Source organism: Candidatus Seongchinamella marina, from assembly GCF_026262685.1.
Classification (GTDB): domain Bacteria; phylum Pseudomonadota; class Gammaproteobacteria; order Pseudomonadales; family Halieaceae; genus Halioglobus; species Halioglobus marinus.
Window position 1 is genome coordinate 375132 of sequence record NZ_SHNP01000003.1, and the last position, 19036, is coordinate 394167.

The 19036-nt window shown below is 52.8% G+C and carries 14 protein-coding genes; 7 read left to right on the top strand and 7 right to left on the bottom strand.

What is annotated here, in order from left to right; all coding sequences use genetic code 11:
- Positions 1–8: 8 nt before the first annotated feature.
- From EYC87_RS10175 to gor, 4 genes are read right to left on the bottom strand one after another with little or no spacing between them, the layout of a single operon-like run.
- Complete coding sequence (locus EYC87_RS10175) at positions 9–902, bottom strand: DUF4340 domain-containing protein (protein WP_279252766.1); 894 nt, start codon at positions 900–902, stop codon at positions 9–11.
- Positions 899–3724, bottom strand: a complete 2826-nt coding sequence (locus EYC87_RS10180) for a Gldg family protein (RefSeq protein ID WP_279252767.1) — start codon at positions 3722–3724, stop codon at positions 899–901. The genes EYC87_RS10175 and EYC87_RS10180 overlap by 4 nt, the downstream gene beginning before the upstream one ends.
- Positions 3714–4646: an ABC transporter ATP-binding protein gene (locus tag EYC87_RS10185; protein ID WP_279252768.1), complete on the bottom strand. Its 933-nt coding sequence runs from the start codon at positions 4644–4646 to the stop codon at positions 3714–3716. Before EYC87_RS10185 ends, EYC87_RS10180 begins: the two co-directional genes overlap by 11 nt.
- Positions 4647–4667: 21 nt before the next feature.
- Positions 4668–6026, bottom strand: coding sequence for a glutathione-disulfide reductase (gene gor / locus EYC87_RS10190; protein WP_279252769.1), 1359 nt, complete (start codon positions 6024–6026; stop codon positions 4668–4670).
- A 200-nt stretch (positions 6027–6226) separates the two neighbouring features.
- On the opposite strand from gor, the gene EYC87_RS10195 reads away from it, so the two are divergent.
- The gene (locus EYC87_RS10195) at positions 6227–7297 is read left to right on the top strand and encodes a DUF481 domain-containing protein (RefSeq protein WP_279252770.1); all 1071 of its coding nucleotides are present in this window, start codon (positions 6227–6229) and stop codon (positions 7295–7297) included.
- Positions 7298–7327: 30 nt separating this feature from the next.
- Here EYC87_RS10195 and EYC87_RS10200 read toward each other — a convergent pair whose 3' ends face one another.
- On the bottom strand, positions 7328–8395 hold the full coding sequence (locus tag EYC87_RS10200; RefSeq protein WP_279252771.1) for a 3-deoxy-7-phosphoheptulonate synthase: 1068 nt from the start codon (positions 8393–8395) through the stop codon (positions 7328–7330).
- Positions 8396–8486: 91 nt separating this feature from the next.
- Positions 8487–8885, bottom strand: a complete 399-nt coding sequence (locus EYC87_RS10205) for a zf-TFIIB domain-containing protein (RefSeq protein ID WP_279252772.1) — start codon at positions 8883–8885, stop codon at positions 8487–8489.
- 223 nt (positions 8886–9108) lie between these two features.
- Between EYC87_RS10205 and EYC87_RS10210 the strand changes: the two genes are divergently transcribed.
- The 6 genes from EYC87_RS10210 to EYC87_RS10235 all read left to right on the top strand — a co-directional run bounded on the left by EYC87_RS10210 (position 9109) and on the right by EYC87_RS10235 (position 17454).
- Positions 9109–9741 (top strand): c-type cytochrome, encoded by a 633-nt coding sequence (locus EYC87_RS10210; protein ID WP_279252773.1) that lies wholly within the window; start codon positions 9109–9111, stop codon positions 9739–9741.
- 8 nt (positions 9742–9749) lie between these two features.
- Positions 9750–10955, top strand: coding sequence for a cytochrome-c peroxidase (locus EYC87_RS10215; RefSeq protein WP_279252774.1), 1206 nt, complete (start codon positions 9750–9752; stop codon positions 10953–10955).
- Positions 10948–12468, top strand: a complete 1521-nt coding sequence (locus EYC87_RS10220) for a parallel beta-helix domain-containing protein (protein ID WP_279252775.1) — start codon at positions 10948–10950, stop codon at positions 12466–12468. Before EYC87_RS10215 ends, EYC87_RS10220 begins: the two co-directional genes overlap by 8 nt.
- A gap of 356 nt (positions 12469–12824) precedes the next feature.
- Positions 12825–13559: a hypothetical protein gene (locus EYC87_RS10225; RefSeq protein ID WP_279252776.1), complete on the top strand. Its 735-nt coding sequence runs from the start codon at positions 12825–12827 to the stop codon at positions 13557–13559.
- Between the two features lie 212 nt (positions 13560–13771).
- The gene (locus EYC87_RS10230) at positions 13772–15964 is read left to right on the top strand and encodes a DUF3604 domain-containing protein (protein WP_279252777.1); all 2193 of its coding nucleotides are present in this window, start codon (positions 13772–13774) and stop codon (positions 15962–15964) included.
- A 26-nt stretch (positions 15965–15990) separates the two neighbouring features.
- Positions 15991–17454: an MBL fold metallo-hydrolase gene (locus EYC87_RS10235; RefSeq protein WP_279252778.1), complete on the top strand. Its 1464-nt coding sequence runs from the start codon at positions 15991–15993 to the stop codon at positions 17452–17454.
- Here EYC87_RS10235 and EYC87_RS10240 read toward each other — a convergent pair whose 3' ends face one another.
- Positions 17455–19035, bottom strand: coding sequence for an MltF family protein (locus tag EYC87_RS10240; protein WP_279252779.1), 1581 nt, complete (start codon positions 19033–19035; stop codon positions 17455–17457).
- Position 19036: the final 1 nt, after the last annotated feature.

Here is a 19036-nt window from a genome sequence, read left to right on the forward strand (position 1 = left end):
CATTATGACTATTGTGCGCCTGATAGCAGAAAGCTGTCGATACCGGTGAGTTTGTCGAAATCGTAGGCGCGGATGCGAAACAGCAACGGATACTCATCGCTGCTGATGAAATGTTCCTGGCCCAGCTTGAACAGCTTAAGTTCTGTATTCGTGGCCAGTCCCGTCACTTGCAGTATCAGGTCGGCTTCCCGGCGAGATACAGCCTGCTTAGTTTCGTCTGTTGCAATCCCTTGTACCTGTAAATTTCTGAGGGCATCCAGAAGCGCCTGAAGTTCGCGCTGGTCCGGTTTCGCCCCGGTACCCATTCGCCATTCACCAGCGCTGCGCTCAAGGCTGTAACCGTCAGCGGTAATCTGCAGGGGCGCTCGAACTTGCAACAGGCGAGGTTCCAGCCACTTGCCGGGCTGCAGGGGTATGTCGAAGAGGTTCAGGTCTACACTGTAAATGCTATCCCGCTTTTCGTTGCGCGCGTGAACTTTGCGAAACCCGGGCGAAGTGCCAAGAAAAACGGCGCCTACCGCCCTGTTCAGAGAATTAAGAGTGATTTTACGGCGATAGTGGTAGTGCGCCACCTGAAATCGCTGGCGGGAGGCGAGAGTATGGGCGACCGATAGGCCGGGGTCTTCTATGGTCAGTTTTAGTAGTGCTTTTTCTACCATCTCAGGTTTGGCAGGCAGGTTGCTCAGTTCAGGTAATAGCCACAAATCGGCCGCCTTTCTCAGCAGTACGGAGCCACCCATGCTGTCTTCAATCAGTAGCTCTTCGATCACATTTGTACCGACATTGACCAGCGCTGCCGCTGACTGTGTCCCTGCGCTATCGCGATCGTCGCGATAAAGTACAGCGGTTAAGGCCAACTGCATGACCAGCAGCAGCAACAGGAAAATGCCGGCGCGGTTCACAGACCCAACTCCCTGACGTAACGTTTTTTGCGTCGTCGCCCCTGTAACCAGGTGACAAGCCCCAACAGTGCTAGCCAGGCGATGGCGGCAGCGTAGTTCGCCAACTCGAGCGAGACTCGCAGCTTTTGTTCCATGGGAGGCAGTGTGCGGTTGAAATGGGCGCGTGAGCGTATTTGCAGCAGTTGCTCTTCGCGCAGTGCCCAGTCCAGAGTGTTGCTAAATAGTTCGACCGGACCCAGGTATCGATTTCCAGATGCGCGCACCAGAGCACCTAGAACTCTGTCACTGAGAAAATCATTGGAGGGATAAATGATGATGCGTGATGACTCAGGTGACCTTCGCACAAACGCGTTAACTCCAGGGCTTACTTGTTCCGGGCGATCTTGAAGGCTAGCAGGCGGCGTCTTAAACAAAGATTGAAAGCGCCCTTGAATCGCGACTCCGAGTAGCTGGCGTTGGGTATCGCCAGGAGGCTGCCAGGTTTGGTTGGCCCGAGGCGATATATCATCGCCTGCGCCGAGCCAGGCGTCAGGGCTACTCCATAGCAACTGGGTCACCCGCAATTTATCGCGCCTTTTTACTTCCAGCGGCGAGGCCCAGGCCATCGTCAGCTGGGGTAGACTGCCGTTGACCGGATGGCGCGCTAAGCCATTCTCACGGATGTCGATGAAATAGGGGTAGTCTATAATTCTGCTGTCCTGAAATTGAAGATTGCCGCTGTCGCGCTGCACCGGCGCCGGGAAGCGAGCGTGGCGTTTGTCCAGTACCAGAGATTCAGCAATGCCAACTCCGTGATGACTTAACCAGGCCTCCAGCCCGCTGTCCCATGAACGCAGTGCCAGCGCGCCGCCGTCAGGCTCGACCGAAAATGGAGATGTGGCGAGGACAACGGTGCCTCCACGCATCAGGAATTGGTCGATGGCAAATACCGCCAGCTCGCTCAGGTCATGAGGTGCTACCACTGCAAGGATATCGGCTTCCGGGCTGATTTCTCCGTCAGCCAGGTTTTCCAGAATGATGCTGTGGTTGCGCGTGATGATGCTTTCTAGGCCATTGAAGCTGTGGCTGCCGAGGTTGTAGGCGGCCATTTGCTGGTTCACCTGTGGGGCTGCAAAGGCAACGGTCTTGGTAAAGTCGCGGGCAAAGCGTTTGAGGCCAGAGTCCAGTGATTTGCGAAAGTTACCGGGGTTGAAGTCACCGCTCGGTAGCTGCACCACCTGCTTTTCGTCCGCCAGCGTCAGGTAAAAGTAGAAATCTTTTTCAGGATCTATTGGCGAAGCCATAGGGGCAAAGCCCCACTGTTCCTCAATTTGTTGTGCCAGTTGCCCTTCATCAGCCTCAGGTTGCAGGAAGCGGTAGCTGAACTTACCATCAGAGGCTTGAACTGCAATGTCCAGTTGCGCTTTGATGGAATCAAGGTAGCTAAGGAGAGCGTCTGGCAGCAGGTCAGCGTCCGAAACATAGGCAATAAACTCAACGGGTTGCTCAATGCCTGCAAAAAGATCGCCCCCGGAGCGATAGCTGTAGAGCACGTCTCGTATCGCGCGGGTGATGTCGAACTCCGGGTTGCGCAAGCGGACTTCTGCTTTCCCGCTGGTACTGGTGCGAGCCTCTATCAGGTCGCTGAACGACAGTACCTGATACTCGTTAGCGTATTTAACCAGGATGCTGAAGTATCCGCTGACCAATGATGCCTGGTAACGATCGGATACCTGAAAGGGCGTTGCCTTGATGTTGTAGTACTCATTGGCCTCTTTTTCGAGTGCCGGGTTTAGAGCAGGGTCTACAAATTCAACCCTGGCATTGCCACCAGTTGCTTCGGCGTACTCCAGCATTAAGTTTCTGAGCTGCGGCTCCAGTGGGGCCAACATGGGGTGGTTGCGAGCACTGAAATATCCGCGAATAAGCAGTGGTTCTCTCAGCTGCCCAACCAATTCCTGACTGGATTCAGAAATGGAATGCAGCTTGCCCTGGGTGAGATCCCAGCGCAGCTGGGAGATAGGCTGCATCCAGATGTTAGTGACCAATAGGTTGGCCAGCAGCAGAAAGGTGCCGACCCGCCAGTGGCGTTGCCTGAGAGTGCTGGAGAAACGCGCCCAGCCCTCTTTTTCCAGCGTGTAAACATTAAGCCCAAGGAACGCGATGACCAAGCTTAAATAGTAAATCAGGTCGCGCAGGTCGATGACGCCGCGGGTGATACTGTCAAAACGTGAGCCGCTACCGAATAATCGCAGTATTTCTGCCGTATCGTTAGTGAAAAACTCGGTGAATAAATTGCTTCCCAACAGGTAGACTAGCCCGCACAAAGCCACGCTTCCCAGAAGGCTGACGATGGGGTTGTCAGTGCGGGCGGAGACAAACAGACCAATGCTCAGGTAGGCACTGCCCAGTAGGACGCTGGCTATGTAGCCTGCCCATACCGGGCCCCAGTCCAGGTCAGCGATGAGCGATACAGTCACCGGCAGCGCGAGGGTGGCCATTAATGCCAGCATTAACAGGCTCAGGCAGGCTTGGAACTTGCCAAGGCTAAAGCGCCACAAAGCGCTGGGTTGAACTAATACGTGTTCAAGTGTGCCGTTGCGCCGCTCTTCACTCCACGTGCGCATGGTGATGGCGCTGCACAGAAAAATAAGCAGTATCGGCATCCACTCGAACAGTGGCCTAACGTCGGCGATATTGCGAGCAAAAAAAGATTCAATCCAGAACACCACGAACAGGCAGACCGCTGCGAACCCACCAAGAAATAGCCAGGCGGCCGGGGAGGCGAAAAATAAGCCCAGTTCCTTGGCTGATACGCGGCGTGCGACGTGGCTAGTGTCCATCGTCTATCACTTCGCGAAATACATCGTCCAGGTGCCGGGATTGGTTTTCCAATTGATAGAGGCGAGCGCCGGACTGCAAGACGCATTGGGAAATATTGCCTGCTGCCGTATCGATGTCAGCGCCCTCACGCAGCTGCAGGTGGTATTCGCATATGCCGTCTTCTGTCAGCGAGTGCTGGACGGAGACAAGTTGCGGCAGGCGATTCAGTAGTATGTTCAGGTCGTCGCCTGTCCTGTCTGTGCGCAATAACATATGACCGGAGCTATGCAGATTTTCCAGGGGTTGATCGAGGGCCAGCTGGCCATTACGCAAGATAAGCACCCGATCACAGACTGCCTCTACTTCTTGCATGATATGAGTGGAGAGAATAATGGTTGCTCGCCTCGACAGCTGGCCGATCAGGGAGCGCATTTGTTCAGTTTGGTGCGGGTCTAGTCCATTGGTGGGTTCATCGAGAATTAAAAATCGCGGCCTCCCCAGCACAGCCTGGGCAACACCGACTCTCTGCTTCTGCCCCCGGGATAATTTGCCAATGGTGTCCAGGGCGTGGTGGGTCATCTCGGTTGAAATCAACGCCTCACGGATAGCCCTGCTGCGTTCGGCTTTTTCTATACCCTTGATTGTAGCTACGTAGTCCATGTAATCAGCGACCATCATTTCAGGGTATATCGGCAGGTTTTCAGGAAGGTAGCCCAGCTGTCGCTGTATCGAGTAGGCGTTTTGCCCCAGGTTTTCGCCGTTCACCGTCACCGAGCCTGTAGTAGGTTCCAGGAAACCACTGAGCATGCGCATGATGGTGGTTTTACCGGCGCCATTGGGGCCCAGCAGTCCCACCACCTCGCTGCTTTGAATGCTGAACGAGACGTTGGATACCGCCGTAGTTCTCCCGAACTGACGGGTCAGATGGCTTACTTCAATCATGGCCGTAAACTACCTTCAAAGTCAGTCCTCGGTCCAGGGGTCCCGCAAGGTGACAAATTCCTCTGCCGCTGTGGGATGAATGCCGATTGTATTGTCGAATACAGCTTTAGTCGCGCCCGCTTTCATTGCGATGGCTATGCCTTGCATGATTTCTCCAGCATCCGGGCCAACCATGTGAACACCGACGACTTTATCTGTCGCCTTGTCGACAATCATTTTCATGAAACTGCGTTCATCTCGTCCTGAGATAGTGTGCTTCATGGGTTTAAAGGTGGACTTATAAAGTTCGATATTTTCGAAACGAGCCTGGGCCTCCTCTTCGGTAAAGCCTACGGTGCCGATATTAGGCTGGCAGAACACCGCAGTCGGTATGAACTCATATTCAGGGCTGGCGTTTTGCTGGTTAAATTCCCTCCGGGCGAAGGCCATGCCTTCCGCCAGGGCAACTGGGGTCAGCTCCATGCCACCGGTGACATCACCTAATGCAAAAATACTGCTCTCACTGGTTTGGAAGTGTTGATCGACTGCGATGGAGCCGTTTTCGTTGAGCCTGACGCTGACATTTTCAAGGCCAAGTCCAGTCAGGTTTGGCTTGCGGCCCGTCGCATAGAGCACGGCGTCTGCTTCGATACTGCTGCTATCAGTGAGTTCCAGTTGCAGTCCACCGCTATTGCGGGATATCGACGTGACGTTGACCTCGAAGCGTAAATCGACCCCGGTTTTAGTAATTTCCTGGGCTGCGTGGGCGCGGATGTCACTATCGAAACCCCTGAGAAAAAGCGGGCCGCGGTAAAGTTGGGTGACGGCGCTGCCCAGACCATTGAAGATACCAGCGAATTCAACAGCGATATATCCGCCACCAACAACGACCAGACGCTCGGGGAAGTCCTCCAGGTCAAAAATTTCGTTAGAGGTAATGGCGTGCTCGCTGCCCGGGAACTGGGGGATATGCGGCCACCCGCCAGTGGCGATCAGGATTCGTTCAGTACGATAGTGAGTGCCGTTGACGGCAACAGTGTTGGCATCCACGATGGAGGCTCGTCCATCGATCAGGTCAGCCTCCACGCCGGCTAAAAGATTTTGGTAAATTTGGTTCAGCCGGGAGATTTCAGCCTTCTTGTTGTCTCTCAGAGTGCTCCAGTTAAAAGCGGGTTTCTCTGATTGCCAACCAAAGCTGCGGGCGTCGTCAAAACCTTTACCGAACTCGGATGCATAGACATACAGCTTTTTGGGAACACAGCCAACATTGACGCAAGTGCCTCCCATATAACGATCTTCCGCCACCGCGACGCGAGCGCCAAATCCGGCTGCCATGCGAGCAGCGCGCACTCCACCGGAGCCGGCGCCTATGACGAAAAGGTCGTAATCCTTGTCGGACATGTGTACTCCTGAAAGTAAGGTAGACGGTAATATTAGCAGTGTTGCTGTCACCACCCAATTGAATACGCGCTATTCCGCCGATTGCCTTGAACTATGACTCAATGTTGTTTACCTGGGATGCCTGACGCACAGGTTTTTTTTGTCTATTATGGGGCGCCCGAAAGTAAGCCCACTATGGTTGGGCGAACAAGGAAGTAATTATGTCCCGAAGCATGTTGATGAGAACTTATTCCACCTGCCTTATGCTGCTCGCAGTATTAACCCTCGGAGCGCACGCTGAGGATCAAGCCACAGAAACGGCTGAGCCGGTGCCCACTGATGAAATTACACTGAATAACGGGTCTCGCCTGGTCGGTACCGTCACCGGGATCAGGGACGGCGTGGTGAGTATTGAGACTGATTTTGCCGGCACTTTATCCGTGAGTATGGACCAGATCGTATCGATGGAGACGTCTGACGCTGCCACGCTGCTGCTAGCTGATGACTCGCTCATCGAGGAGCAGAGTATTGAAATCAGAGAGTCGGAATTGATTGTTGCCGAAGGTACTGCTGCCGAAAAGACCTATGCCCTTGACCAGCTGTTGGTCGTTAATCCAGAGCCCTGGGAAACGGGCGTTGGCTACCGAAGCACTGGCATAGTCAGTTTCGCTTTCGCTATTGAACGAGGTAATTCTGATACAGATGAACTGGATTACAAACTGGAAAGCTATTGGCGTAGCTTACGCGATCGCTATACGCTCAAGTTGGATGGCGAAATCGATGAAGCTAATGGCCAGAAAAACGCCGATAATTGGTTGATTCTCGGCAAATACGATTACTTTCTCGGTGAGACGACTTACTGGGGTGTGAACACCTCCGCAGAGTCGGATGAGTTCAGAGACCTGGATCTGCGTTATTTGATTGGCCCCTACTATGGCCGAGATATCCTGACTGATCCACAGCTTACGCTCACTGCTGAAGTCGGGGGCTCCTATGTCAAGGAGAACTTCATCATCTCCGAAGACCAGGATTACCCTTCCGCCAACTGGTATTTGCGTATGACCAGCGACTACCTGGGGGGTGATTCACAGCTCTATATTGATCAACGGGGAATCTGGAACCTGGATTCAACCTCTGATGTGGTTATTGACACTTCTCTGGGGCTTGCATTTCCCTTGTTGTGGAGCCTTGAAGCCGCCGCGGAAATTCTCTGGGAATACGATACTGGAGCGGTTGCCGGTGTCGAAAAACTTGATGAGACTTACCGGCTCCGCATTGGTTACAGCTGGTAGTGCCAGCCGAGCTAGCTGAGTAAGCCAGGCTTAGCTCGGCTGAGTGGCACTCATGTTCACCGCTGCCGCCAATTGCTGCAGCAGCGGGACAGTGTCTTTCAGGGAAAGACAGGCATCAGTGATGCTCTGCCCGTAGCTCAGCTTGCTCCCGTCGCCAATATCCTGACTCCCGCCCAGCAGATGTGATTCCAGCATTACGCCTTTGATTGCACCCTGCCCAGTCTGAATCTGCTCGCACAGGCTCGAGACTACCTGAGTCTGCCTTTGCGGGTCTTTTTCACTATTTCCATGAGAGCAATCGACGATCAATGACGGAGTCAGCCCGGATTCCGCCAAAGCCACAGAAGCTTGCTGCACTGCCGCTGGGCCATAGTTGGGTCCCGTTTGTTTACCGCCGCGCAGGATCAGGTAGCCGTGGGGGTTGCCGCGTGATTTTAGAATGGCAGGTGTGCCTTCTTTGGTCAGAGAAGGGAACCAGTGACTGTGCGCTGCCGATTGAATGGCGTCTATAGCGACATCAATATGGCCATTGGTGCCGTTCTTGAAGCCCACGGGCATCGACAGCCCAGAGGCGAGTTCCCGGTGTATTTGGCTTTCGACGGTGCGAGCGCCAATAGCGCCGAAGCTCACCAGGTCGGCGTAGTATTGTCCGAAGGTGTTGTCCAGGAATTCGCTGGCGGCGGGCAGGCCCAGCTCCGCAACATCCAACAGTACTTTACGAGCGAGGTGCAGGCCCTTGTTGATGTGGAAGCTGCCGTCCAGGTCCGGGTCATTGATCAGCCCTTTCCAGCCTACTATTGTTCGAGGTTTTTCAAAATAAACCCGCAGCACAGGCAAGAGTGTGTCCGCCAGGGGCTCGCAGGCAGCTTGGAACTGGTGCGCAAAATCCAGTAAGGCGACTGGATCGTGAACAGAACAGGGACCCGCGATGACGACTAATCTCGGGTCATTTCCCGCCAAAATCTGCTCAATGCTACGGCGACTGCTGGACACGGTTGCCTTGGCCGTTGCCCCGCCGGGTAGTTGATCGGCAAGAACCCAGGGGGTAATCAGTGGCCTGGCGTTATCAATCCGGATGTCGTCAGTATTCTGGCTCATAGTATTTAATCTTATATGTAAGTAAGTGCTTGCTATCTTTTAAGGCCTTTAAAAAAGCGGCCTAAGCCGCCTTTTTTATCTTTCAGACGGCCTACCGGGAGCCCTTGACCAGGGTGCGGAACCAATCTGCCCAGGTCTCATGCTTATAATCGGTAAATTCTCCGGCATCCATAAACATGCCATGCTCCTCGCACTCTTCAAACCAGATATGCGCTTGATTGGGATCGGAGCGCTTTTCCATGTCTTTGCCACAACGCGGGCAGGAAATGTCCTCTACGGCATCCCACTTTTTGCCCTCGTTGGCGTCACCCATGTCCAGGGCGTCTCCCATCCACTTTCCTTTCAGAGCTTCCGCTTCACCCACGTCAAACCAGATGCCCTGGCAGTGAGTACAGCGGTCAACCACCACGTCACCGCCATAGGTAATTTCTTTCATGCCGTGTCCACACTTAGGACACTTGATGCTGTGCTCATCCGAGTTGTATTCCATCTGCTTTCCCTATCTTCTTATTTGTTGATTGCAAGTCGGCCGGGGTCCGGATCCACTGCCTGCCTGAGTCTAGACCACAGCACCACCGTTGTCCTCCCCCTGAGAGGTATCGTGAGCAGAAAACCCAATTTTCAGCTACGTTTAATCTTCATAATTATCATATGGGGCCTCAATTGATACAAGCAGCTTGTGCTCTTTACAGTATCCGACTGGAGAAACAGTGATGAAGAAGTTCATTATTCTCGCGCTCACAGGTCTTGGCCTGGCTAGCGCGACCATCAGCGCCTCGGCGGACAACCCTGAAGCGGGCAAGGGTCATTACACTACCTGCGTTGCCTGTCACGGTGATCAAGGCCAGGGTAACAAGGCGATGAATGCGCCGCGATTAAATCACCTTGAGCCGGTCTACGTTGCAGCTCAGTTATCGAAATTTCGCCGTGGTGTGCGCGGAGGGCCGGGCGCCACTGCGACCTCCATGCAGATGGCGCCAATGGCTGCCACCCTTGCAGACGATCAGGCCGTTACTGACGTGGCAGCGTATATTGCCACTCTCGAAAGCCCAGCGTCTGCGTCGACTTTGGCAGGCGATGTCAAAATGGGGGCCGATTACTACAACCAGTTTTGTGGTGCTTGTCATGGCGCAGGCGCCGTCGGTAACCTGGCGTTGAATTCACCACGACTTGCCGGTGGTGATGACTGGTATCTGCAGGCTCAGCTACTTGCATTCCGTTCCGGTCAACGGGGCAGCCACCCTGAGGACACTACTGGCAAACAAATGCGTGCTATGGCCGCCATTTTGCCCGATGAGCAGGCGGTCAAAGATGTTGTGGCCTACCTGCATGGTCTGGAACAATAGGGTCGTTCATGTTTCGCGTACTGATACTGTTGACCTGTTTGCTTGCCAATGCCCCCGGCTTAGCGGTTGAGCACGCTATTGTGCTCAATGCGGATTGCCCTCCGGGGTTTGAGCTGAGTTCCGGGCATTGTGAACTGCGCAGTTTGTATCAGATGTATCCTTCACTGCAGGAAGCTGGGGTCGGAGGCTTGAAAACAGGTCTGCCTGAATGGCGAGATGGTTTTTCTCCTGAGCAAACAGATCTCGGCCGCTATTTATTTTTCGACCCGGTACTGTCAGGCGACGGAAGTGTGAGCTGTGCCAGTTGCCATCACCCGGATCAGGGCTTTGCCGATGGCCTTGGCCAGAGCCTGGGCATTGATGATTCAGTGTTACCTCGTTCGGCCCCTACGCTGTGGAACGTAGCATTCCTGAAAAGCTTTTTCTGGGACGGACGAACAAGTTCTTTGGAAGAGCAGATGCAGGGGCCGCTTTACGATGCGCATGAGATGGGCAGTAATCCACAGCTGCTATTGAAGACGCTCAATGGGATTCCTGCCTACCAACAGCTGTTCGCTCAGGCTTTCCCCAACGACTTTATCGACAGCGGATCCCAGGTACGCCTGGATCATATCTATGCGGCTATAACCGCGTTTCAAGTGTCGCTGATTTCGCTAAATAGTCGCTATGACCAGTACGCCCACGGCTATGCAGATGCGTTATCCGGGCCAGAAAAAGAGGGGCTCAATATTTTCCGCTCCTTTGTGGCTCGTTGCGCCGAGTGCCACACTCCGCCACTCTTTACTAATCAGCAACTGGCAGTGATTGGCACTCCAGAGCCGGAGGGAATGCCTTTCGATGCGGGTGCCCAGGTCCCAATGAAAGAGCCCAGTCAGCGAGGCGGATTTAAAGTGCCTAGCCTTCGGAACATTGCCCTTACTGCGCCTTACATGCACTCGGGGCGTTTCGCCAGTCTGCGGGAGGCTGCCGCTTTTTACACGGGTGGTCGCGGACACGCTGTACCAAAAGGCGAAGAACTCAAGATTCACTGGCATATCTGGGAGCCTAACTTGACTGACGAGGAACTGGATCGTCTGGTGGACTTCCTCATGACCCTGACTGATGAAAGTTTTAAACCTGAACAGCCGAGCCGTTTGCCCTCTGGCATGCGACCGGTACACAATAATGTCGCCGATGCAGGCGAAATAAAAGATGGAGCAAGCAACCATGAATAAAATCGCAGCCATAGCAGGCGCGGTGGTGTTATTGGCAGGGGGTTACTATCTCGGAACAGCCAATCAGCCAGAGCCGACGGTCATTAAAGTGCCTGCCGCACCCAAGGCGGAATTTGCATCTGACGGCGCCGCAGAAGTCATAGCTGCTAGCGGAACCTTCAGTGTTCGAGCCTGGGAGACTCCCACTAGTGGTGAAGTCATTATTGTTAAAGACGGTGAGTCGATTCAGGACGCGGTTGCCAAAGCTGAGCCCGGCACTCTCATCAAGGTCATGCCAGGCACTTACAAAGAAACGGTTTATATCGACAAAGACAATATTACCTTGTCCGGTGTTATCGAGCAGGGCCGATACCCGGTAATGGAAGGTGAGGGCGTTCGCAACGACGCTGTGCTTTATTCAGGTAATGGCGTGACTGTCGAGAACCTATACATTACCCACTATAAAGGCAATGCGATCATGGGTCAGGCGGGTAATAACTTTATTATCCGCAATAACTACATTGTCGACACGGGCGTATACGGTATTTTCCCTCAGTTAGGTAAAAACGGTATCGTCGCGCACAATATTATCTCCGGAATTGAAGACGCCGCGATTTACGTGGGCATGTCTGACAATGTCGATGTTGTTTACAACCAGGTGTTTGAAAGTGTGGCCGGTATTGAGATAGAAAACAGCCGCGCCGCATTAGTTGAGGGCAATTATGTCTACAATAACACTGGCGGTATCCTCGCATTTATCACTCCAGGCCTTCCCATTAAGACCTGTAGCGATGTGATCATCCGCAACAACTTCGTGGTAAATAATAACCATGAAAATTTTGCGATTCCTGGCTCCCTAGTCTCCAATATACCTTCGGGTACGGGTATGTTAATCATGGCCTGTGACGATGTTGTCGTTGAGCAAAATATTGTGACGGGCAATGACTCGGTTGGCATTCTATTCACTGACTTCTCTCTGGCGACCAGTGCTTCTGTCGATCCGGATTCAGAGCCGAACCCTAATCGCCCCAAGATTCTCAATAACATCATGCAGGACAATGGCAACAACCCGGCGCCACTGGTTCGTGCGTTCCTCGCGACTAAGCTGGAGACCCGGGGTCCCGATGTTGCTGATACTGTTGGTATGGATGATGGTTGTATTCTCAACCCGGAGCGATTTCGCACCATCGGTCTTGATAAGTACAGTGAGTGTGCATTTTCCGATACCAAAAATGTGCTGACTTACACGCTACCAGAGCCTGTTGCGCCCCGTACTGAAGAGTCAAACATGGACAGCGGTAAGCTTGCGTATTACGGCGTTTGCGCCGGTTGTCATGCCTACAATTCGCGCATGATTGGGCCCCCCACTCAAATTATTCAAGCACTCTATATGGATAATCCTGAAGGGATTGCCGCCTACGCTGCAAAGCCAGTGAAAAAGAGAGACGACTACCCGGAGATGCCACCACAGGGTCACCTTGACGAAGAAACCCGTCTTGCTGCCGCGAAGTTTATGCTGAAGCTGAGCAAGTAAGCGAAACGAAAAATAGAAAAGGCCACCTTGGTGGCCTTTTTTGTGCGTTGTTGTTAAATCGGTACCCGTTTGCCTCCTCACTTGGGTGTTTCGGAAGCTCCTCGATATTTGTGCTACTAGCCCCATAACCTGCCCTGCTATGCGCATAATTTTTCGTTTTGCTATTCGACAATTATTTAAGTTTTTTTATCGGATATTTTGATCTGCACATCTCGAAGTAGAAGACGAGAAAATGCGCGTTAACAATCTGTTTTAATCTCACCTTGAGATAGGTTAAAAAATATACGTTACATCTATCATAATTAAGCCTACACTAGCCAAGCGGTATCTACTCACCATACGGAGTGTGAAAAGCAATGTTGGAAAAAGAATTGGCCCAGGCCACTAAATTGGCTTACCAAGCCAACAAGAAAGTAGAGCAACTTCGCAAAAAACTTGTGTCTGAATCTGAGAAAGCGAATGCGCGAGCAAAGCGTGAACTGCAATCTGCGCGTAAAAAACATTCGACGGCTTCGACCCGTTTGAAAAAGGCGCGCGCGGCGGCAAAGAAAAAAGCAACGCCTGATAACCAGAAGAAAGTCGATGCGTTAATGAAGCAGGTGCAAGACCTTGGTGACACGGTTGCTAGCATTGCCAAAGTCGCTTATGAGGCTGCGCAGAAATATACCGTGGTAAAAGCGGATGCGATTGTAGAGGACCGCAAGGCGAAGGCTGCAGATCGAGCAGCTGCCATGGTGGAAAAAGCTTCGGCCAAGCCTAAGAAAAAGCCGGCCGCGAAAAAGAAAGCTGCTCCCAAGAAAAAAGCCGCAGCCAAGAAAAAGGTGGCACCTAAAAAGAAGGTGGCAGCCAAGAAAAAAGCAGCGCCCAAGAAAAAGGCGGTAGCGAAGAAAAAGGCAGCGCCCAAGAAAAAAGCGGTAGCGAAGAAAAAGGCAGCGCCCAAGAAAAAAGCGGTAGCGAAGAAAAAGGCAGCGCCCAAGAAAAAAGCAGTAGCGAAGAAAAAGGCAGCGCCTAAGAAGAAGGCGGCAGCCAAAAAGAAAGCACCCGCCAAGCGCAAGGCGGCTCCCAGGAAAAAAGCAGCAGCCAAGAAGTAACAGGCTGAGCACTCCTGATTAGCCTGCACGGCTTGTTCCGTGCGGGTTTTCCGCGCCCTTCTTAACAAGGGCGTGTTAATATGCTTTCACTCATCCGTTTTCTGGTCTGTTTATATTGACCAGGAGATTATGTGCAAGCGAAAACTGGCCATATCTCCTACCTCAGCTGTGCACCCTATACTATGATCGCCTTAAGTAAACGAGGTGCATTAATGAACAGGTCTGCTCCTGCATTGCTGTTGGCTATTGCCTGTATTGCTATTGCATCCTGTGGGGGTGAGCCTGAAACGCGCGGGGTAATTCTCGGAGAGACGCTGCCTGCGGATGTCGTGAAAGATAAGTCTGCGCGGCAAACTGTTGTCACTGGTGACGGGGATAGCCAGATCTTGTTCGGTGATCTGCATGTTCACACCACCTTTTCGCCTGACGCTTTTATCATTGCCATGCCTTTGCAGGGCGGTTCCGGCCTGCATCCTCCTGCCGATGCTTGTGACTTCGCTCGCTATTGCTCCAGCTTGGATTTCTGGTCTGTTAATGACCACGCGGAGGGCATAACTCCCCGTCGCTGGGCGGAGACTCGTGAGAGTATTCGTGAATGTAATGCTGCTTCCGGTGATCCGGCTAATCCTGACATGGTGAGTTTCCTCGGATGGGAGTGGAGCCAGGTTAATACTGATCCCTCAAGGCATTATGGCCACAAAAATGTGATCTTCATGGATACAGCTGATGCTAATGTTCCGGCTCGTGCGATTGCAGCCCCAAGGAAAAGGCTTGCACAGGCACCGATCGGGCGAGCGCTCCAGCTTATGATGTCGCTTGTTGATTTCGAGAACAGACAGTTCTATCTGGGCATTCAGGGCTACTATGACGAAATTGCTGACACACCGGTTTGTGAAAAGGGCGTGCATACCCGCGAGTTGCCCACACAGTGTCTTGAGATTGCCGAGGACCCTCGGGAGCTTTTTACCAAGCTGGACCAGTGGGGTTATGACAGCATCGTCATTCCCCATGGAAATTCCTGGGGCATGAATACCCCCGCTTCAACGACCTTCGACAAGCAGTTGAACAGCGAGCAACATGATGCCGATCGGCAGATTTTGTTTGAAATCTACTCGGGGCATGGTAACGCTGAGGAGTATCGAAAATGGCGGGCCTCGGTGAAAGAAGGCGATGGCGGTCTGTTTTGCCCCCAGCCTTCAGATGACTACTTGCCCTGTTGTCATCGTGCTGGGGAGATTATCCGCGAGCGCTGTGAGCAAGCTGGGGAGGGTGCGGCGGTGTGCCAAAGTCGTGAGTTCGAGGCGAGGCAGAACTTTGTTGATGCGGGTAACTCGGGTCATGCAACCGTTCCGGGGCAGCAGGTGGTTGATTGGCTCAATTGTGGGACCTGCCCGGACTGTTTCAATGAACCCATGGATCACAGGCCGGGAGCCACTGCGCAGTATGCGCTGGCCATTACGGGTTTTGAGGAGGGCGGCAAGTCACTTAATTTCCGTTTTGGATTCATTGGTGCCAGTGACAATCATCGTGGCCAGAGCGGGACCGGCTATAAGGAAGTAAAGCGGAAGTTCATGACTGAGACATTTGGTCCGACCAGCGCAAGCGCTATTGGCAGCCTGATTCGTGAAAGGCAAGATCCGCTACCCTATTCAGAGCCTTTAAGTGCCGACGGCGTGAGCCTGATGAATGCAAGAAATATGGAGAGGCAGAACTCTTTCTGGCTAACAGGCGGCCTGGTGGCGACACACAGCTCCGGTCGAGATCGAGTATCTATATGGAATGGTCTTAAGCGTAAAGAGGTTTACGCGACATCCGGGGACAGGATTCTACTCTGGTTCGATATGATCAATGGCGAGCAACGAGTGCCCATGGGTTCAGAGGTCAGCTCTGCCATAAATCCCTCGTTCAAAGTGAGTGCATTGGGTGCTTTCAAGCAGAAGCCGGGCTGCCCACAGCATGCGATTGATGGCTTGGGAGCGCAGAGAGTTCAAAGTTTGTGCGGCGGCGAGTGCTACAACCCCGGTGATGAGCGCTACCGTTTAGACCGAATCGAGATTGTTCGAATTCGTTCTCAACTGACTGCCGATGAAGACGTAGGTGAACTCATTGAGGATCCGTGGCGCAGTTTCAGTTGTGACGGTGACCCCTCCGGCTGTAGCGCAGAGTTCAGTGACGATGAGTTCACGGCTACTGGGCGCGAGGCGATTTACTACGCCAGGGCTATTCAGGAAACCACAGCAATGATTAACGCCGACAATGTGCGCTGTGAATACGATGAAAATGGACTCTGTATCAAGGTTGAGCCCTGCTATGGGGACTACCGCACAGACTCTGACGACGATTGTCTGGCACCAGAGCAGCAGCGCGCCTGGTCATCTCCCATATTTGTGACACCGCAAGAATGAGCGATAAACGCTCAAAAGGGCTCTTTATGAAATTTCAGCATGGCAAATGCCATTTACAGCGCGGCGTGGTAAAGCAGCTGTTGTTGATAATTATCGCCGTTTCCGCAGTGTCTGTGCTCTGGTTATTTTTGGACGGGGATGTAGGTAAAGGTCTAAAAAAAGACGCAGAGCTGGTTGCCCTCGGTGCGATTGGTGAAGCTGCAACCAGGCGTCTGGGTGTCGATCAGGGAGAGGCAACACACGGCAGTGCAGTAGAACTGATCAAGCGTCCCATTAAAATTCAAAAAGTTGCCGATAATGTTTACATGGCCACGGGTGTCGGCAATGTGATGATGATTACAACCAATGAGGGCAATGTGCTCTTTGACACCGGCCTGATATTGCAAACGCCAAAACAACTCAAGGCTTTACAGGCGGTTTCCGATGCGCCAATTCATACTATTATTTTGAGCCACTCCCATGCGGATCACATAGGAGGTACTCGCTTCTTTGCTGATGACGATACCCGGGTGATCGCGCACCAGCAGTTTGAGGAAGAGCAGCGCTACCTGATGGAACTCGAGCCCTACCAGTACAACCGGAGCCGTACATTGTTTCCCTGGATGCCCGCCTGGGAGGATCGTCCCGATATCGCCATGATGCGCTACGGTGGCATCGTGCCTGACATAACCTTGGATGACTGGGAGTCCTACAGCTTCGCCCTGGGCGGCGTTGAGTTCGAAGTATTTGGTACGCCCGGTGCGGAAGGCGCCGATAATGTGGTGCTGTGGTTACCACAGCAAAAAATCCTGTTCAGTGGCGATTTTTTTGGTCCCCAATTTCCACAGTTTCCCAACGTATTCACTATGCGCGGAGAGAAGGTGCGCAAGCCAATGGAGTACGTGAAGTCACTCGACTTTCTTCTTCCCCTTGGCGCGGAGATCGTTGTACCCAGTCATCTCGATCCCAGCTATGGCGCTGAACAGATCAATGCTGATATGACGCGTATTCGCGATGCTGTGCAATTTGTGCACGATGAAACTGTTGCTGGGATGAATGCAGGCAAGACGGTTTATCAGCTGATGAAAGAAATTCAGTTGCCCGCTAATCTCACTCTGGTGCAAAACCACGGCAAGGTGGATTGGGCGGTGCGCAGCATTTGGGACTACTACATGAGCTGGTTCCACTTTGATAGCACAACCGAGTTGTATCCAGTGCCCGCAAGCAACGTATACGCTGACCTGGCGGCTGCAACGGGCAATGAGGTTTTACAGAGTCTGGCAAAGAACTATCTGTTGAAAAATGAGCCGGTTAAGGCCTTGCATATCGTTGAAGTGTTGCTCGCAGGGGAGCCCACTAATCGGGATGCGCTTGAGTTAAGACAGCAGGGTTTGGCGGCGCTAATGGAGGCCGCACAGGAAGGACTCAGGAACGATTATGAAATTTACTGGTTGCAATTTCGCATGGCTGATACCGCAGCACGATTGGAAAGCCCGGCGGTCCAGCCCTGATCAATTGCTCGAGGAAGGGTAGGGTGTCATGCCGGCGCGTTGACGGGCTTCGGCATGGCCTGCCTGCTGCTCCAGCGTGTAACGGTACGCAATATAGTACTTATAAATGTTAGAGACATACTGTACTGTCTCCCTGCCAATTTCCTTTGCCGCCACCAGCTCCACATTGTCAAACCACTGGTTGGGATCATAGCCCAGTTTCTTGGCTTTATTGCGCATATTAATCATACGGGTTGGACCAGCGTTATAGGCAGCGAGCGCCAATAGCGTTTTGTTGCGAGCATCAATGGCGGGGTCGTCGAAGTAGCGATTGCGCAGGAAATCCAGGTATTTAATACCCGCGTGGATGTTGGAGTCCACGTTGTCGATGTCATGAATCGCTACGTTCTTATCCTTCGCCGTGCTGGGCAATAGTTGCATCACACCAACAGCACCTGCGCCACTGCGAGCTTCCTGATTGAGGCGTGATTCTTGATAGCCCTGAGCTGCGGCCACCAGGTAATCAACCCTGTATTGCTCGCCGTATTTTTGGAATATGTGCTGTAAATCAAGGAAGCGCTCATAGTCTGAATCGTCCAGCGCATTAGCCGCCCAGTCAAAGTCCCGGATATAGCGATTTTTCAGCACATTGCCTATCAGCGTACCTTCACGATTTTCCTTCATGAAGTCATTAACCGCAGATTCCAGCAGAGGGCTGTCTTCCCGAAATACCCAACCAATACGGCCGCCTTGGCGAAAGACAATGTCCTGACGTGCTACTGTATGGGTAAATACATCCTTCCACAGGGTGAGTTTGTAATCGTCTACGATAGCCCAGGGGAGTAAGCCTTTATCGACCATTTCAATCAGGTCATCATCTTCTAAAAATTCCGACACCAGTTCAATCTTGACCGGTTCCTTACCCTCGCTCTCCAGTCTTGAGTTCAGGTTCTCCACGCTTTCTCTATAGCTACTGGACTGACGCACATAAATGGTCTTGCCGGCCAGGTCATCGATAGAGCTGAGCTCGGCCGCCTTGGGGCCGGTAATCAAAATCTCCGAAATTGGTTTGGTCGCTGGAATACTGAAATCCATGATCTCAGCTCGCTCTGGAGTAATTGAAAGGCTGGCGTTGATAATGTCGCCATGGCCCTGGAGTAGAGAGGGGATTAACTGACTTCTTGCCATGGGAATGATGGCAACAATAACCCGCACGGTCTTACGCTTAAGGCGCTGGTTAATGAAGTCCTCAAAGCGTCGTGCCATTTCCTTCACCAGGCCTTTCTCTTCTCCGTTTTCTTCCAGGTAGTAGCGCCCAGGGCTGTAAACCGTGAGTATGCGGATTACCCGGTTACCTTCCATGGTGTCCAGATCTCCGGTCCAGGCACTGCGGAAGGCCTTAACCGGTTCTAATTCCTGCTCCTGTTTGGTAGGAGCGAAAGGCAAGGTCTCTGCCGCAGGGGTGGCTACCCCGGACACGTTCTGCTGGAGATCATTTGTCGGCTCGGGGCCAATTTCTTGTGCTCCGATTGGGGTGGAATCGCCGCAAGCGGCAACGCCGAGAATACATATTAGGTAGAGCAGTCGGGTCAGGTGCGTCATG

What these genes read in the sequence shown, in the direction of transcription:
- EYC87_RS10225 (WP_279252776.1), top strand. Translation starts at nt 12,825, where the DNA reads ATGTTGGAAAAAGAATTGGCCCAGGCCACTAAATTGGCTTACCAAGCC.
- EYC87_RS10210 (WP_279252773.1), top strand. Translation starts at nt 9,109, where the DNA reads ATGAAGAAGTTCATTATTCTCGCGCTCACAGGTCTTGGCCTGGCTAGC.
- EYC87_RS10235 (WP_279252778.1), top strand. Translation starts at nt 15,991, where the DNA reads ATGAAATTTCAGCATGGCAAATGCCATTTACAGCGCGGCGTGGTAAAG.
- EYC87_RS10195 (WP_279252770.1), top strand. Translation starts at nt 6,227, where the DNA reads ATGTCCCGAAGCATGTTGATGAGAACTTATTCCACCTGCCTTATGCTG.
- EYC87_RS10240 (WP_279252779.1), bottom strand. Translation starts at nt 19,035, where the DNA reads ATGACGCACCTGACCCGACTGCTCTACCTAATATGTATTCTCGGCGTT.
- EYC87_RS10180 (WP_279252767.1), bottom strand. Translation starts at nt 3,724, where the DNA reads ATGGACACTAGCCACGTCGCACGCCGCGTATCAGCCAAGGAACTGGGC.
- EYC87_RS10205 (WP_279252772.1), bottom strand. Translation starts at nt 8,885, where the DNA reads ATGGAATACAACTCGGATGAGCACAGCATCAAGTGTCCTAAGTGTGGA.
- EYC87_RS10220 (WP_279252775.1), top strand. Translation starts at nt 10,948, where the DNA reads ATGAATAAAATCGCAGCCATAGCAGGCGCGGTGGTGTTATTGGCAGGG.
- EYC87_RS10200 (WP_279252771.1), bottom strand. Translation starts at nt 8,395, where the DNA reads ATGAGCCAGAATACTGACGACATCCGGATTGATAACGCCAGGCCACTG.
- EYC87_RS10215 (WP_279252774.1), top strand. Translation starts at nt 9,750, where the DNA reads ATGTTTCGCGTACTGATACTGTTGACCTGTTTGCTTGCCAATGCCCCC.
- EYC87_RS10230 (WP_279252777.1), top strand. Translation starts at nt 13,772, where the DNA reads ATGAACAGGTCTGCTCCTGCATTGCTGTTGGCTATTGCCTGTATTGCT.
- EYC87_RS10185 (WP_279252768.1), bottom strand. Translation starts at nt 4,646, where the DNA reads ATGATTGAAGTAAGCCATCTGACCCGTCAGTTCGGGAGAACTACGGCG.
- gor (WP_279252769.1), bottom strand. Translation starts at nt 6,026, where the DNA reads ATGTCCGACAAGGATTACGACCTTTTCGTCATAGGCGCCGGCTCCGGT.